The 14,416-nt window shown below is 50.1% G+C and carries 12 protein-coding genes and 1 tRNA gene; 10 read left to right on the forward strand and 3 right to left on the reverse strand.

The features are described 5' to 3' along the window. The first annotated feature begins 3 nt into the window (after window positions 1-3). Window positions 4-681, forward strand: coding sequence for a queuosine precursor transporter (locus I8H75_00830; protein ID MBH2005886.1), 678 nt, complete (start codon window positions 4-6; stop codon window positions 679-681). On the opposite strand, the gene ychF is transcribed toward I8H75_00830, so the two are convergent. Further along, window positions 671-1,777, reverse strand: coding sequence for a redox-regulated ATPase YchF (ychF, locus tag I8H75_00835; GenBank protein ID MBH2005887.1), 1,107 nt, complete (start codon window positions 1,775-1,777; stop codon window positions 671-673). The two genes, I8H75_00830 and ychF, sit on opposite strands and share 11 nt — an antisense overlap. Before the next feature lie 130 nt (window positions 1,778-1,907). On the opposite strand from ychF, the gene I8H75_00840 reads away from it, so the two are divergent. The 9 genes from I8H75_00840 (at window position 1,908) to I8H75_00880 (ending at window position 10,471) form a co-directional block, all read left to right on the forward strand. Then, complete coding sequence (locus tag I8H75_00840; GenBank protein ID MBH2005888.1) at window positions 1,908-2,207, forward strand: ferrous iron transport protein A; 300 nt, start codon at window positions 1,908-1,910, stop codon at window positions 2,205-2,207. Window positions 2,208-2,215: 8 nt separating this feature from the next. Further along, window positions 2,216-2,731 carry a 50S ribosome-binding GTPase gene (locus I8H75_00845; GenBank protein ID MBH2005889.1) on the forward strand — a complete coding sequence of 172 codons (516 nt, stop codon included), beginning with the start codon at window positions 2,216-2,218 and terminating at the stop codon, window positions 2,729-2,731. Then, the gene (gene feoB / locus I8H75_00850) at window positions 2,697-3,929 is read left to right on the forward strand and encodes a ferrous iron transport protein B (protein MBH2005890.1); all 1,233 of its coding nucleotides are present in this window, start codon (window positions 2,697-2,699) and stop codon (window positions 3,927-3,929) included. Before I8H75_00845 ends, feoB begins: the two co-directional genes overlap by 35 nt. A gap of 72 nt (window positions 3,930-4,001) precedes the next feature. After that, window positions 4,002-4,077: transfer RNA gene (locus I8H75_00855), tRNA-Asn, on the forward strand. A gap of 375 nt (window positions 4,078-4,452) precedes the next feature. Next, a complete protein-coding gene (locus I8H75_00860; protein ID MBH2005891.1) occupies window positions 4,453-4,899 on the forward strand; it encodes a PD-(D/E)XK nuclease domain-containing protein in 447 nt (148 codons plus the stop codon). Window positions 4,900-5,590: 691 nt separating this feature from the next. Beyond that, on the forward strand, window positions 5,591-7,051 hold the full coding sequence (locus I8H75_00865) for a hypothetical protein (GenBank protein ID MBH2005892.1): 1,461 nt from the start codon (window positions 5,591-5,593) through the stop codon (window positions 7,049-7,051). Beyond that, complete coding sequence (locus I8H75_00870) at window positions 7,044-8,441, forward strand: DUF1566 domain-containing protein (GenBank protein ID MBH2005893.1); 1,398 nt, start codon at window positions 7,044-7,046, stop codon at window positions 8,439-8,441. The genes I8H75_00865 and I8H75_00870 overlap by 8 nt, the downstream gene beginning before the upstream one ends. Before the next feature lie 27 nt (window positions 8,442-8,468). Then, the gene (locus I8H75_00875) at window positions 8,469-10,016 is read left to right on the forward strand and encodes a group II intron reverse transcriptase domain-containing protein (GenBank protein MBH2005894.1); all 1,548 of its coding nucleotides are present in this window, start codon (window positions 8,469-8,471) and stop codon (window positions 10,014-10,016) included. Then, window positions 10,013-10,471 carry a DUF1566 domain-containing protein gene (locus I8H75_00880; protein MBH2005895.1) on the forward strand — a complete coding sequence of 153 codons (459 nt, stop codon included), beginning with the start codon at window positions 10,013-10,015 and terminating at the stop codon, window positions 10,469-10,471. The genes I8H75_00875 and I8H75_00880 overlap by 4 nt, the downstream gene beginning before the upstream one ends. 109 nt (window positions 10,472-10,580) lie before the next feature. Here the strand turns inward: I8H75_00880 and I8H75_00885 are convergent, their stop codons facing one another. Continuing rightward, a complete protein-coding gene (locus I8H75_00885; protein ID MBH2005896.1) occupies window positions 10,581-11,537 on the reverse strand; it encodes an Rpn family recombination-promoting nuclease/putative transposase in 957 nt (318 codons plus the stop codon). Between the two features lie 62 nt (window positions 11,538-11,599). After that, window positions 11,600-14,377, reverse strand: coding sequence for a valine--tRNA ligase (locus tag I8H75_00890; protein ID MBH2005897.1), 2,778 nt, complete (start codon window positions 14,375-14,377; stop codon window positions 11,600-11,602). Window positions 14,378-14,416 lie beyond the last annotated feature (39 nt).

The raw sequence follows: 14,416 nt of genomic DNA on the forward strand, positions 1-14,416 counted from the left end.
AACATGGCTGGACGGATCGAACGATTCGGGTTCGTCTTGTCTGATCATCTCATCAAAACATACGCGGCTCTATGCGCCGCTTTTGCTCTCACGATCGTGACCGGAAATTTGGTTTACCAAAAATTTGTTTATTTTTCTTTTCCGTTCTATGTGTTTGAGCTTTCGGTTGGGGCCATCTTGTACCCTTTCACCTTCATGATTTCCGACTTAACAACGGAATTCTTTGGAAAGGCGAAGGCGCGCTATTGCGTCACTCTTGGGCTAGCCATAAACCTCGTCGTCGCGTTGGTTCTCTTGGGCTTGGATCGTTTGCCAGCAACCTCTTGGTCGACCGTTTCGGATAGCACATTTCACCAAGTCTTCGGTCATACGCCTTATGCATCGGTTATTTCGGTGTTCGCAGCTTATGTGTCACAACGTTGCGATATTTCCATTTATTGGTTCGTGCGGCACAAAACTTCTTGGCTGCCTCTGGCGAATTTTTGCGCGATGAGCCTGTCGTTGCTGGTGGATACCTGCATCGTGGTTTCCATTCTAAACCTTCTCCACCTTATTCCACTGGGAAAGGCTTTGACGATCGTTGCGAATGCTTACCTGTTCAAACTCTTATTAAGCGTTTTAAACGTCCCCATTTTTGCTTTCACCACGCGATGGATCCGCAAACACGTATTTACACATTAAATTTGAAGTGCATCACATCGCCGTCTCGAACGACGTAATCCTTGCCTTCGAGTTTGATGGCTCCAACTGCCCGGCAGCCTGATTCGCCTTGATGCTTCACAAAGTCTTCCCACCAAATAACGTCTGCCTTGATGAAACCACGTTCGAAATCCGAATGAATGACCCCAGCGGCTTGTGGCGCTTTCATGCCCGCCCGAATGGTCCAGGCGCGAACTTCTTGCACCCCGGCGGTTAGGTAGGTCTGCAGATTTAAAAGCTTAAAGGCTGCTCGAATGACGCGATCCAAGCCGGAGACTTCCAGTCCCAGATCCTTCAAAAATTCCGAACGCTCTTCGGTCTTTAAGTGAGCCAACTCTTCTTCGATTTTGGCACACACGACGACCACTTGATCCCCTCTTGAAGCGGCTAAATCGCACAAGGCCTTCAAGTGCGGGTTGGATTGCGTATCAAAGCCATCTTCATTCACGTTCGCGACAAACAAAGTAGGTTTTGCTGACAAGAGATGCATGTCTCGATAAGCATGGCTTAAGTCGTCGTCTTCGCGATGAAACACAAAGCTTCGGGCAGGTAAGCCAGCGTTTAGATGATTGAGTAACCCTTCGCACAGGCTTTCTGTTTTTTTGGCTTTAGCATCTTGCCCTCGTGCTGCTTTCCGTGCGCGCTCGAGCCCTTTGGTGCAAGAATCAAGGTCCGCCAAGATGAGTTCGGTTTCAATGGTGCTGACATCTCGTACCGGATCCACAAAATTTTCCACATGGATGATATTTTCATCTTCAAAGCAACGAACGACATGGCAAATGGCGTCTGTATCGCGAATGTGACTTAAAAATTTGTTTCCAAGTCCTTCGCCTTGGCTGGCTCCACGAACCAATCCTGCAATATCAACAAAGGTCATGGATGCGGGTAGAATCCGTTCTGGATTCACGATATTGGCCAAAGCCGTTAATCGAGAATCTGGAACATCGACCACTCCGACATTCGGCTCGATGGTACAGAAAGGATAATTCGCAGACTCCGCTTGGGCCGAAGTTAAGCAATTAAAAAGCGTGCTTTTTCCAACGTTGGGCAAACCAACAATACCACAGGAGAGTGCCATAGGGGAGGCAGACTAATACACAATCAGCAAACCCGCAAGCCGAGCAAGGCGAAACCAATGCAATCGCAAAGTCGAATGTCTTGGGATGGATCTTCCCTCTCCCAACAGGAGAGGGTGGTTAACCGGGTACATGGGTAACACATTCAACATCCCATTGGATTGTGTATTTGAGAACGTCTTGCTAGCAGACGATTCCATGAAGCTTTGGGCATTAGCGATGAACCAACCCGCCACAATCCGTTCTGTGGATTGCCGAAGCGACTCCATTCGTCGTTTACAAGAGTTGGGCTTTTTTCCAGGCGCCTCTGTTTGCTTGATCCGCAAAGGGCTTTTGGGAAGCCCGCTGTTGTTTGAGATTTGCGAAACGCAGATTGCCATTCGCCGCTCAGAAGCCGATTGCTTTGAAGTTGAATACCCCTCAAAAGACTGATAGATTCGATGAGAATGGTTCTCAAAATGCAAGTTCTCTTAATCGGCAATCCCAACGCAGGCAAAAGCTCGTTGTTTGAGGCCTTGACGGGGGTTTGTGTGAAGATTGCGAACCATGCGGGGGTTACGGTTGAACAGCAAAAAGCTTGTTGTTGCCTTGGGGCTGAAAACCACGTTGAGTTTGTCGACCTGCCAGGGCTGTACAGTCTCGATGCTTTATCTCCGGAAGAACATCTGAGCGTTGATTATCTGAACCAACACTCGAACAACCTCATTCTGTTTGTCCTAGATTCCACGCATCTGAAGCGTAATCTTTATCTGTTGACGCAGTTGCTGGAGAAGGGAATGCGCCCATTGGTGGCTTTAACCCAAATCGATTTGGCTCAGAGTTTGGGGATTCGCATTGACATACCTCTTCTGGAACGCAATTTAGGATTGCAAGTCATGCCCGTGTCGGCCAAAACAGGCGAGGGTCTAAAGGAATTACAAGTTGCGCTCGCCAGAACAACGTTACATTCAAATTGAACGTGCCTTAAAAGACGTTGTCGTGCGCGAACATCGATCGAGCTACGACATCGATCGCATTCTTTTGCACCCTGTTTGGGGCATGCTTTGCTTGTCTTTGATTGTCATCGGACTGTTCTCGTCCTTGTTTGCGATGGGAAAACCGATGGCCGATTTTCTAGAGGATGGCATTGCCAGCCTGGGACGCATGGTGATGCCTTGGTTCTCAGAATTCCCCTTTCTCGGGTCCTTATTGTTGGAAGGAGTCTTTGGAGGAGTCGGCACTTTACTGGCCTTCGTGCCCTTAATTGGCCTTTTGTTTTTCATGCTGGGTCTTTTGGAAGAAAGTGGCTATTTGGCTCGAATTACATTTTTGCTCGATCGCATTTTACTCAAGTCTGGGTTATCTGGACGCGCTTTTGTACCGCTGATGTCTGGCTATGCCTGTGCCATTCCCGCCATTTTATCGACGCGGGTGATTCGGAACCCAGAAAGTCGGCTTATGGCTATTCTGCTCATTCCTTTTCTGTCTTGTTCCGCTCGTTTGCCGCTCTACACCCTGGTGATCGCGAACTTTTTTAGCCCGGTGGTGGGGTCCTTGGTGCTGGTCGGGCTGTACTTGCTTGGAGCCGTGGCTGCGTTTTTTTCAGGCTGCCTTTTGAAACGGTATCTTTTCAAAAATCGTTTCGAAGAGCTTATCTTGGAGTTGCCGCGTTATCGAGTGCCTCGTTTGCGGCCGATTCTTCGAGTCGTTTATCAAAGATTGATTGATTTTGTGGGGCAGGCTGGAACTCTCATTTTGGGAATGAGCATCGGCATGTGGGCATTGTTTCACTTTCCATTGGGGACCGACATGGAGCATAGCTGGGCGGCTACTCTGGGGCATTGGATAGAGCCTTGGATCAAGCCGATCGGATTTGACTGGAAATTGGGCCTGGCTTTGCTGGCTGCCTTTAGCGCACGAGAGGTCATGGTATCCACTTTGGGGGTGATTTACGGCGTGCACAGCGACTGGACCCAAAATTACACCCCGCTTCAGGCGACGTCTCTTTTGATATTTTTTGCTCTTGCCTTCCAATGCTTCAGCACGCTCGCCATTGTGCGCCAGGAAACCGGTTCGTGGAAATGGCCTCTGTTTCAGTTTGTTGGAATGACTGGCATCGCTTGGACCCTGTCTTTCCTCGTTTTTCAAGGTGGAATGCTTTTGGGTTTTGAGTGAATCTTTGCGGATTTTAAAAAAAACACCTTGACTTCAGGCGGCGGCTCTGATGATATACCCGGCGAATCCGATTCCGCGGTAGCTCAGCAGGTAGAGCAGGTGACTGTTAATCACCGGGTCGGCGGTTCGAGCCCGTCCCGCGGAGCCAAACTCCCTCATAGCGCTGAATATATCTTCTGGCCTTCAACTCGGACAGGCCTTGCCTCAGCGTATGCTTCCGTTAGACTGGGCAGATGAAGTGTCTTCCGGATAATCGCTGATTTTCCAATCTTGGTGCAAGACAACTGCGTCTACGTGGACAAAACACAGGATATTCACGGGCTTTTAACGGGCTCGGGTCGGCATTTTTTTCTTTCCAGGCCCCTGACTTTGAATGAACTCGGTTCCTTTGAAATCGAACACCTTCGGTTGCCGACTCTGCTCTTTCAAAGCGGTTATTTGACCATTCGAGACTATCACCCTAAAACCCAACACATTCATCTCTCCTATCCCAACAAAGAAGTTTCCGAGACCCTGTTGGAATTTGGCTCCTCTCCTGACAGGCAAAGACTCTATAGCTCCTTGGCAAATACTGGCTGAAGATCTGAAAGGCGCTTTGAGCGCCAACAACTTGGATGATTTTTGTTCTCGCCTCAAACCTTTCTTTGCCGATATCCCCTACGATTTGCCTATTCCCTTAGAACGCTATTACCAAACTGTGTTCTACATGCTGCTCAAATTTATGGGAGCCGAGATTATGACCGAAGAAAGAACCAATATGGGTCGAATCGACGCGGTTCTCCAGACGCCTACGCACACCTACGTGGTGGAGCTCAAAATGGGCCGATCTGCTCAGGAAGCCTTGCAGCAAATCCGGCAAAAACAATACGCTCAAAAATACCAACTCTCAGGCAAATTGGTTACGGCATTAGGGCTAGCATTCGATCCACAAACTAAAAACATTGTAGATCAAGCCTGGCAAGTGCTGTAGCGATTGGCGAAATCGGATGTTTCTGGATGGATCTCCCCTCTCCTGTTGGGAGAGGGTTCCTCGTATGAGAACAGCCCTCCTCGACGTTATCCAGCGGCGCGTCTATTGCAACAGAAGCAGGCATCTGATTTCTTGAAACATACGACTTGGCGATTGCTGTATTTCAGACGACCCCGTGAGGGGTTCAGGTGCCACAGCCCAGCCAGAGGAGGTTGCTGAAAGCAACAGACGCTGGGCTGGGTTGTTGGGGTTATTGGGATTATTTGGATTATGGGTTATCTAGGCCATTTAGGTTATCCCGACATTTGTTGGCTCGACCACATAGAGAATATGCTCACAAAGGGAGTTGTGATAAAAGCCACGATTGTTTGGACCGATTGGGTGAATCCATCCGATTGTCTGAATGAATTCGGTTGGTGAGTCCATCCGGTTGTTTCAACCCAGCCCAGCGTCTGTTGCTTTCAGCAACCTCCTCTGGCTGGGCTGTGGCACCTGAACCCCTCACGGGGTTGTCTGAAATACAGCGATCGCCAAGTCGTATGTTTCAAGAAATCAGATGCCTGCTCCTGTTGGGAGAGACGCGCTGGGTGATTTCGCGATTGCCCTGCGCAAGATACCGGCCCTCTTGAATCCTTGTGAATACGTCGGTACATACCACAAGTCTCAAAATTTATACTGTTTGGAATCGAAAATGAAATTATTTCTTTGGGCAATAGTCGGAGTGAGTTGTTTGGGTAGGGCTGAGCCGAAGCCTAATTTTCCCTGTGATTTGCCAATGCTTCGATTCTCCCTTTCATCTGTTTCGGAGCAAGCACTCCCAGAACCTGCGATTCCAGCGGTGGTGACCACGGTGACGCAAAATGGGGGTGCTGTATCTTCCGTTGTGAGCGCGATCACGGCGGTTGGCCCGACTCAAGTTGCTCAGACGGCTCGCTCTGGATTAAGCCTGGATTTACTCGCTTGCGACGACGGCCTGCCCATGCAGGAAGGTCCGCTGGATTGGGCAGATAGCCCCACCCAGCTATCTTTGGGTGAGGGTTCGCTTCAGTACCATACTGGAGCTGTTCTGGGGAACTGGGTTTTGATGGTGGGAGCGGTGGGCGTATGGAGTGGGGTTGCTTACAAGCTAGGTCCTGAGGCGGCGCAGTTTCCCGGGAGTTTGATACTGCCGGCCCTGCTTTTGATAGTTCCCACCGTGACTTCTTCGTTCACGCTGGCGCGAGATGGGGACAAGTCTTTACAAACAGCCGGCTCGGTCTCGATCCTGGTATCGCTGGCCAGCATCGCTGCGGTTGGCGTCAAGGTATGCCCTCGGTTTTTTAAGGCGCGCTGGGAAGACTATGAGCATGAATGGGTCGATTTATCCAACGCGCAAAGAGGTTGGGTGGCACGGTACGGCGAGTTGTTTGATACCTACGCCGCGGGCCGACAAGGCTATATCGTGGTTGAATTGTTGACTTCGGTAGGCGTGGGGACTCTTAAATCGTATCAGATTTTAGAACAAAACTGCCAGGAGTTGTTATGGGCAGGCATGGTTGTTTACGATGCTTATGCCATTTCGCAATTGGCTTTGCGTCCCAATCGCAATCGTCATGCTCAAATTTTTTACAGCGCCATCGCGACACTTCAAGCGACAGCCCTGACCTTGCAAGCCATTGTTTCCGTCTCCGCTTCCGAAGAAACACAAAGCAAAGTGAAAACCGTGACTCAATCGGTCGTGGTGGTGACAGAGTATATGATGATGATTAAGACCTTGTTTGACATGGGTTTGCGCGTCAAGAGTTGGTACGATCGATACTACCGGCTCCATTCGGTTTCACTTCCGAAGCAGTCTGCTGGGTTGTCCACCCCGCAGCAAAATACGCCGTTGGAGGAGATGCTATCGGTTGCTTTCGTACCGCCTTCGCAAGATACGTTGGTGGGTGAAATGCTACCCCTTGCTTGTGTACCGCTTTCGCTGGACTCCTTGGAGCCTATTGTTCCAGAGGCTTTGTCTCCGAGCGCATCGGTGTCGGGCGAAGAAAATTTGAAAGCGACTTTAGTCAGCGACTTTGGTTTCTTGGTCGAACAGAGCTCTTCAGTGGCTCCTGTGCCCAAAAGTTTAAATGAGGTCATTGCCGAACTGATGCAACAGGAGAGTGATCTTGAATAAACAATGGCTGTTTTGTTTGTTGTGGTTGTCCCGTTTTGGGTTGGCTGGATATTTCAATGTGAGCGAAGTGCAGGACTCCATGGCGAATGAAGCGCTTTTTCAGCTGATTTCGAATCAGACCTGGACTGTGAACCAACAACAAGCATTGATGTCGACGGGTCTTCGCGCTCTATTTCAATCGGTTTCGCCGCAAATCAAGTCGATGCCCGATTACACCGGGCAGTTTGTCGCAAATTGTTCGATTTTTCTGAATCTGCGCATCGAAGGAGTCGCTTGTGACGTGACGTCGGTCTCGACAGCGATGAAGCCGAGCGGTTATGATTTGAACTCGGCCCTTCGCTTGCCTCTGGAATACGCGACGCAGATCACACAAAGCGACATCATCTTGGTCAATCTTTACGCGGATTGGAGAGGTAAGACGACGGCTTACTCGGAGCAATATACGCTTGGTCCATTTGCTCGAATGCGAACTTGTACGTCAACGCTCAGCGTGACGGATTCACCCGAAACCCCAAGCGGTTTGCTGAGTTCGAGTGAGAGCCTCGAAGAGTCTCAAACAGCCGCCCCGAGTGTGTCCAAACCCTTCAGTCTTAGTCCCAATGTTCTGGTTTCGGATTCTCACAGCATGAGTTCTACGAGTTCTGGCAGTAGTGCGTCGGTATCACTTTTGGTTTCTTCAAGCGCGAGTTCATCCGGCTGGTTCAGCGAGTCCAAAAGCCTGACCGAAGCCTTATCACTCAGCCAGAGTTCAAGTATTCAGGTTTCGGACTCTCGCAGCATGAGTTCTACGAGTTCTGGCAGCAGTGTATCAGCATCGCTTTGGGTTTCTTCAAGCGCGAGTTCGTCGGGTTGGTTCAGCGAGTCTCAAAGCTTGAGCGAAGCCTTATCACCGAGCCAAAGCTTCAGCAAAATCCTTTCGGGGACTTGTAGTCCGAGTGTGTGGGGCAGTTGCTTGGGCAATTCTACGGGTTTGGCTTATATTTGGTCTGGTAGTGCCATTTATTCAAACCCAACCAATCAAGCATCGCGTTATACGACCCCTGCGTCCGGGGTTGTAGGAGATAGTTTAACCGGTTTGCAGTGGGAGCAAGCCGCAAGTAGTAGCACGATGACTTGGAGTGCAGCAGGGACCTATTGTGCGGGCCGTACGACGGGTGGATTGAGCGGCTGGCGTTTGCCAAACGTGGATGAGCTTCAAACTTTAGTGGACTACACCACCTCCAGCCCAAGTATTAACTCGGCCGCATTTCCCAGTACACCGAGTAACTATTTTTGGACCTCGACCCTCTACCAACCGAACCCAACTTCCGCGTGGCTCGTCTATTTCTTTCGTGGCGACGTCGGCTTCAGTGATATGAGCAATAATGGCTTTGTCCGTTGCGCGCGTTGAGGATGGGAGAATGAACAGGATGGGACTGTGAAAAAAGGTTGGCCAACTTGGGAAAGCGTCGATCGAGCTGCGGCTGCTTGCGCCAAGCGCAAGCGAAGCAGACCCGATGCGATTGTTTTTCGGGCCCGCTACACAGAAGAGGTGCTGGACTTGTGCCAGCGCATTCGATCGGGAGAATACCGGCCCTCCTCGGGGACGGTTTTCGTGACCGATCGCCCAAAGACTCGTGAAATACACGCCTCTCATTATCGAGATCGAGTGGTTCACCACCTGCTCCATGACCTGATTGAACCGCACTTTGAACAATCGTTTATTAAAGATTCGTACGCTTGTCGTAAAGGCAAAGGTTCTCATGCTGCGGTAGAAGCCTTGCAAAAACACATGCAGCGAGCGACCTGTTATGGCAAAATACGTGCTTATGCCCTGCATCTCGATATTAGAAGTTTTTTCTTCTCCATTCATAAACCCACCTTGCTGGCTATTTTGGAGTCGAAGCAATGGTTTCGTGAGCAGGCGGAATTGCGGCATTTGACCACTTTGGTGATCAATCACCCCACTGCGCTGCATGCGAAGCCCTTGGGGCCACCAAGCTCGTTTGAACGAATTCCTCCGTTGAAGCGGCTTGGAGCTTTGGGGGAGGATCGAGGACTCCCCATCGGCAATCTGACCAGCCAGTTGTTTGCGAATATCTACTTGGATGTCTTGGACCAGATGATCAAGCGTACTTTAGGGGCTCAATATTACGTCCGGTATTCAGATGATCTGGTCTTGTTGCACCGCGATGCGGATCAGCTCGCGAGCTGGAAGCAACAAATCATCGAGTTTTTGCAGCAAAGGCTAAAACTGGAGACGCATGAGAAAGCGCCAATTCATCCGGTGAGCGAAGGTGTCGATTTTGTCGGGTATGTCATTCGTCCTGCTTACAAATTGTGCCGTGCACGCGTGATTCGGCACGCTCACCAACGTATTACCGAGCTCGAAAAACCGCTACACCCTGAAGAACGAGAAGGTTATCAGTTCTGGCGAGTACGTCACAAGGACATCGAGGCTTTGCGTGCTTGTTGGGCAAGTTATGCGGGTCATTTGAAACATGCCAGTGCTTATCGAGTGGCTCAAAAGTTGCTCAAGCGGCACCCTATCTCTCAATTCTATTTGCGCTTTGAGATTGCGAAGCATGGAATTTCTGTGGCTCGGCGATTTGCTTTGCCTAAGATTGAGTCTTGTTGGAATCACCAAATCCATTCGTTGCATCAGAGCGTCTCGAAACCAGCGCTCCGATCGGCAGAGGGTTCTGCGGTGTTGTTGGTTCAAGTGGGTCGTTATGCCGAGTGTCCTTTGCAGAAGGATGCAGAGCGTTTGGAACTTCGTCGGGGCTTACCGTGGCGTCGCTTGCCTGAGATCATCGACCGAGCGGTTCAAAAGGGTCTGAAAGTGGCAGTGGCTGTTGAGTTTAAAAAATGCACAGGGCGTATTAGAGCTCGTTATTTGGCGTACTGGGTAGAACCCGTGGCGCGGCCGGTACTGCTTTCTGAAGGTTCTCCCAAGGCTGTGCAGTTGGAATTCGGGTTTTCATGAAATTTGCACTAGGTTGCCGAATCGCTTTACTCTTGAATATTGGCTTGCTCGCTTGGCCCTTGCTGGCCATTTGTCGTTATACCAATGAAAATGGAGCAGCTCTGACCCCGAGTGATCAGACCGTTCGAGACAGCGTGACAGGGCTAGTCTGGCAAAGAACTCAAGCTGCTTCGACCATGTCTCAAACGTCTGCAGCCAGTTACTGCGCGTCTTTGAATCTCAATGGCTTTTCATTCCGTTTACCGACGGTTCGTGAATTGTCCAGCCTCGTGGACTTCAATACCTCCAGTCCCAGCATTGACTCAACGGCTTTTCCGGGAACCTCTTCTAACTATTTTTGGACCTCGACTACTTACCAACCGATCCCAACTTACGCGTGGGTCGTCGATTTCTATGGTGGCTTCGTCGACTTCAATGCTATGGGCGGTGATAACTCTGTCCGTTGCGCGCGCTGAGGATGGGATGTTGACCCTTTGCCTCTTCGACCTTTTAAAAAGGAAACGGAAGACAAGGGGGGCGAGACAAGCTCATGATGGACGATACTCTCTGCCAATCGCTTGTCGTTTAAGGCAATTGAGCCGGGTCAATTAATCCAGCTTCGAGCTGCTCAATTTGCTCTCGCGGTAACTCGGTGGCGGTTGCGATAACAGACTTATCGAGCCCCAACTTTAAGAGTTTCACCGCTGTTTCTACCTTGGCCTCTGCTTTGCCTTTCTCCAATCCGATAGCTTTGCCTCTTTCGAGTCCGACGGCCTCTCCTTCTGCTTGCCCCTGCGCCCGTCCTTTTGCTTCAGCGCAGAGATAGTAGTCTTGTTCTGAGACGCTTTGTTTGAGGTAGCGCCAATACTCGTTGCGTTCGGCATCGGTCATCTTGAGGACTTGAAGGCGTTCAGCCACTTTGTCCATGCCTTTGGACTGAAAGTCTGCTCGGATTTGTTCGTTTTTGGCCATGTAAAGCCACTCATCGATTTCGCTTTGCACTTCATCGTTAAATTTTGGAATGCAAATGAAAAAATATTCTGGAAACACATTGTAGATATCCAAGTTTTTCGAAGCGCGAGTGGACAGATGCAGCGATACCGGGTTTTGGGTGTCTATTTCATGAATAATCGTTTGCCCAAAGGCCAAGGCGTGGTTCATCTGAGGGACTTCAAAATACAACAAGCTGATGTGAAAGACTTTCTTAATCTGGGTAAAATCTTGACCTAACTCGAGACTGTCGATGATTCTGCGGGAAGTGTTAAAACAGGCTTTATGAGCAAAGTGGGTGGTATAAGAACGTTCAATCTCAACCATGTATTTGACACCATTGGCGTCTTCTACCACCAAGTCTGCGATGCTTCGTTTTTGATTTTTGGCTTCTTTCTGGCTTTCTGGATCGATTAAGGCCTTAATCTTAACGGGTGGGTAACCCTCGGTGGCTAAAAGAGCGGATAAGAAACTTTCAATAATGTCATAATCGGCCTGGTTTTTGAGCAGGTACTTAATGGCATAATCGAAACTGACTAAGGGCTTCTCCATAGGTACTGTATAGCATATTCCGGGATTGAACTCAAGATGAGGAGCTTTTGTGAAACCCAGGCCTAGCCGTTTTTTAAGCGATTGAGGCTGTCGGAGATCTGGCCTTCGCGTTCTGCTAAGAGCGACTGCTGTTTGCGATATTGCTCTAGAATCTCGACTGGCGCTTTCGCAATAAAGCCTGGGCTTTGAAGCCGCTGTTCGAGACCTTTTCGCTCTTGAGTGATTTTCTCAAGCTCTTTTTGAAGCCGACGGGTTTCGGTCGCTAAATCGAGCAAGCCTTCCAGGGGAAGCACGATATCGTAGAGGCCATTCGTGTGAGTGGCCGCAAAGCGAGGAGTCGTGTAGTCTTGCCTTGTTCGGAAATCGACCGAATCCAAAAGAGCCAAGCGAAGCAGAGCTTCTTTTTGCTCGGCCAAGAAGTCCAAGTCGGCTGATTGCTCTGCTAGAATCACGGCTGAAAGACGCTTTTGAGCGGGCAAGTTCGATTCTTGTCTGGCGTTTCGAATCATGCCAATGACTTCTTGCAATTGAGCAAAGCTTTTTTCAGCCGCTGGGTCGAGATAAGCTCGATTGGCAACCGGAAATGAGGCAAAAGAACAAGTCCCTTCGGTGCCAGGCAAATGAGACCAAATTTCTTCGGAGACAAAGGGACAAAAAGGGTGCAAGAGCCGGACGCTGGTGGAGACCAGCTCAACCAAGATCGAACGAACGGCGGGAGAATCCATGCGAATCTTCGCAAGCTCGATGTACCAGTCGCAGACCTCGGTCCAGAAGAATTGATAAAGCGCATCGGAAGCGACGCTGAATTCGTAATGAGACAGGCTTTTGTCCACTTGCTCGATGACCTGTTGAAGGCGCGATAAAATAAAACGGTCTTCCAGCATGAAGAGCTCTTGGACTTGCGTGAGGGGCAGAATCGGCTCTGGGCCGATGCGCATGAGCACAAAGCGGGTGGCGTTCCAGACTTTATTCAAAAAGGCTCGATACCCAGAAACTCGAGGAATGGCGAGTTTGACATCTTGGCCTTGGCCCGACAGCATCGCCAGGCTAAGACGTAGACCGTCTGCACCGGAGGCAGGAATTCCGTCTGGGTAATCTTTTTTAAGGCCTTCTAAAACGTGATTGAGCATTTTAGGAGGAACCGGGTAATTTTTGGTTTTGACCAACAAGTCTTCCAGAGAAATCCCTTCGATGACATCGATGGGGTCGATGGCATTGCCCAGAGATTTCGACATTTTTCGGCCGTGAGCGTCTCGTACCATGGCATGCAAATAGATATCCCGAAACGGAACTTGCCCCATAAAATGCAAGCCAAACATCATCATGCGGGCCACCCAAAAGAAAAGAATGTCAAACCCCGTTTCCAGCACGCTGGTGGGGTAGAAGGTTTTCAGGTCGCTGGTTTCATGAGGCCAACCGAGTGTTGAGAACGGCCACAAAGCGGAAGAAAACCACGTATCCAAGACGTCTTCTTCTTGGCGATAGCGCTCTGGGCCAAATTTTTTGACGAGATCCTCACGGCTCGCGACGGAAATTTCACGCATTTCAGCATCGCTTAAGGAGTTCAAATCTCGATCCCCAAGCTTTTGCAGGTCGTAATAGACCGGAATGGGGTGTCCCCACCAAAGTTGACGCGAAATGCACCAATCTTGGATGTTCAAGAGAAAATGGTCGTAGGTTTTTTTCCAGCTTGCAGGCAAAATCCGAGTTTCGCCATTCTCAACCGCTTGATAGGCTTTTTGAGCCATCGAGTCCATGCGAATAAAGTATTGTTTGCTGAGCATGGGCTCAATATCTTCCCCAGAACGTGAGGATACCGAGACTTTGTGTTCGATGCTTTGAGCCCCTCGAACAAGACCCAACGCTTCTAAATCTTTTTTAATTTGGCTGCGCGCTTCTTGCCGAGTGAGGCCTTGGTAGGAACCTCCTTGATGGTTCACCTTGCCGTCTCGTGTGAAAATCGATATTTCCGCTAAACCATGGCGTTTCCCTGCGGCGTAGTCGTTTGGATCGTGCGCAGGCGTCATTTTGACCGCTCCGGTTCCAAAATCCACGTCAACCAGAGTGTCCGCGATGATCGGAATCACGCGGGATTCGAAAAACGGATGCCTGACCTGACGGCCTTGCAAATGTTTGTATCGAGGGTCGTCTGGATGAACCGCAATGGCGGTGTCGCCCAGCATGGTTTCGGGTCGGGTGGTTGCGACAACGATTTCTTCTTCGAGGCCGATGATTGGATAGGCAAAATGGAACAGCTCTCCTGTGCGGGCCACGTGCTCGACTTCTTCGTCGCTGAGCGCTGTCTGAGAACCCGGATCCCAGTTCACCAGGCGCTCTCCTCGGTAGATGAGGCCCTCGTCCCAAAGTCGCACAAAGGCTTCGTTAACGGCTTCGCAGAGTTCGGGATCCAGCGTGAATTTATGCCGGTTCCAATCCGCGGAAGCCCCCAACTGCTTCATTTGGTGAACAATGGTTTTGCCGTTTTGGTCAACCCATTGCCAAATTTTTTTCACAAATTCAGGACGACCGATTTCGTGGCGGGTTTTGCCTTCTTGTTTGAAGACTTCGCGCTCAACGACCGTTTGCGTCGCGATGCCCGCATGATCGGTTCCTGGGAGCCAAAGGGTCTTTCGCCCTTTCATGCGATGATAACGTACCAAAATATCTTGCAGTGTCACGAAAAGCGCATGCCCATTGTGAAGAACGCCTGTCACGTTGGGAGGCGGCATCATGACGGTGTAAGGCACACCGGTTTTTTCATCGGGTGAAAAGAAACCGGGCTTGTCAAAGAGTGCGCGCCATTTTAGCTCAAGGGTCTTTGCGTCGTATTTCGGATCCATGGGGTCTTTAAGATAGCACGCTCAGCTTAGGAGGAAAGA

The organism is Myxococcaceae bacterium (assembly GCA_016000045.1).
Classification (GTDB): domain Bacteria; phylum Myxococcota; class UBA727; order UBA727; family JABDBI01; genus AER2-1.

Bases quoted from the DNA above. Each gene is read 5' to 3' on its own strand.
- I8H75_00830 (MBH2005886.1), top strand. From the start codon at position 4: ATGGCTGGACGGATCGAACGATTCGGGTTCGTCTTGTCTGATCATCTC.
- I8H75_00845 (MBH2005889.1), top strand. From the start codon at position 2,216: ATGAGAATGGTTCTCAAAATGCAAGTTCTCTTAATCGGCAATCCCAAC.
- I8H75_00880 (MBH2005895.1), top strand. From the start codon at position 10,013: ATGAAATTTGCACTAGGTTGCCGAATCGCTTTACTCTTGAATATTGGC.
- I8H75_00865 (MBH2005892.1), top strand. From the start codon at position 5,591: ATGAAATTATTTCTTTGGGCAATAGTCGGAGTGAGTTGTTTGGGTAGG.
- I8H75_00885 (MBH2005896.1), bottom strand. From the start codon at position 11,537: ATGGAGAAGCCCTTAGTCAGTTTCGATTATGCCATTAAGTACCTGCTC.
- I8H75_00840 (MBH2005888.1), top strand. From the start codon at position 1,908: ATGGGTAACACATTCAACATCCCATTGGATTGTGTATTTGAGAACGTC.
- ychF (MBH2005887.1), bottom strand. From the start codon at position 1,777: ATGGCACTCTCCTGTGGTATTGTTGGTTTGCCCAACGTTGGAAAAAGC.
- I8H75_00890 (MBH2005897.1), bottom strand. From the start codon at position 14,377: ATGGATCCGAAATACGACGCAAAGACCCTTGAGCTAAAATGGCGCGCA.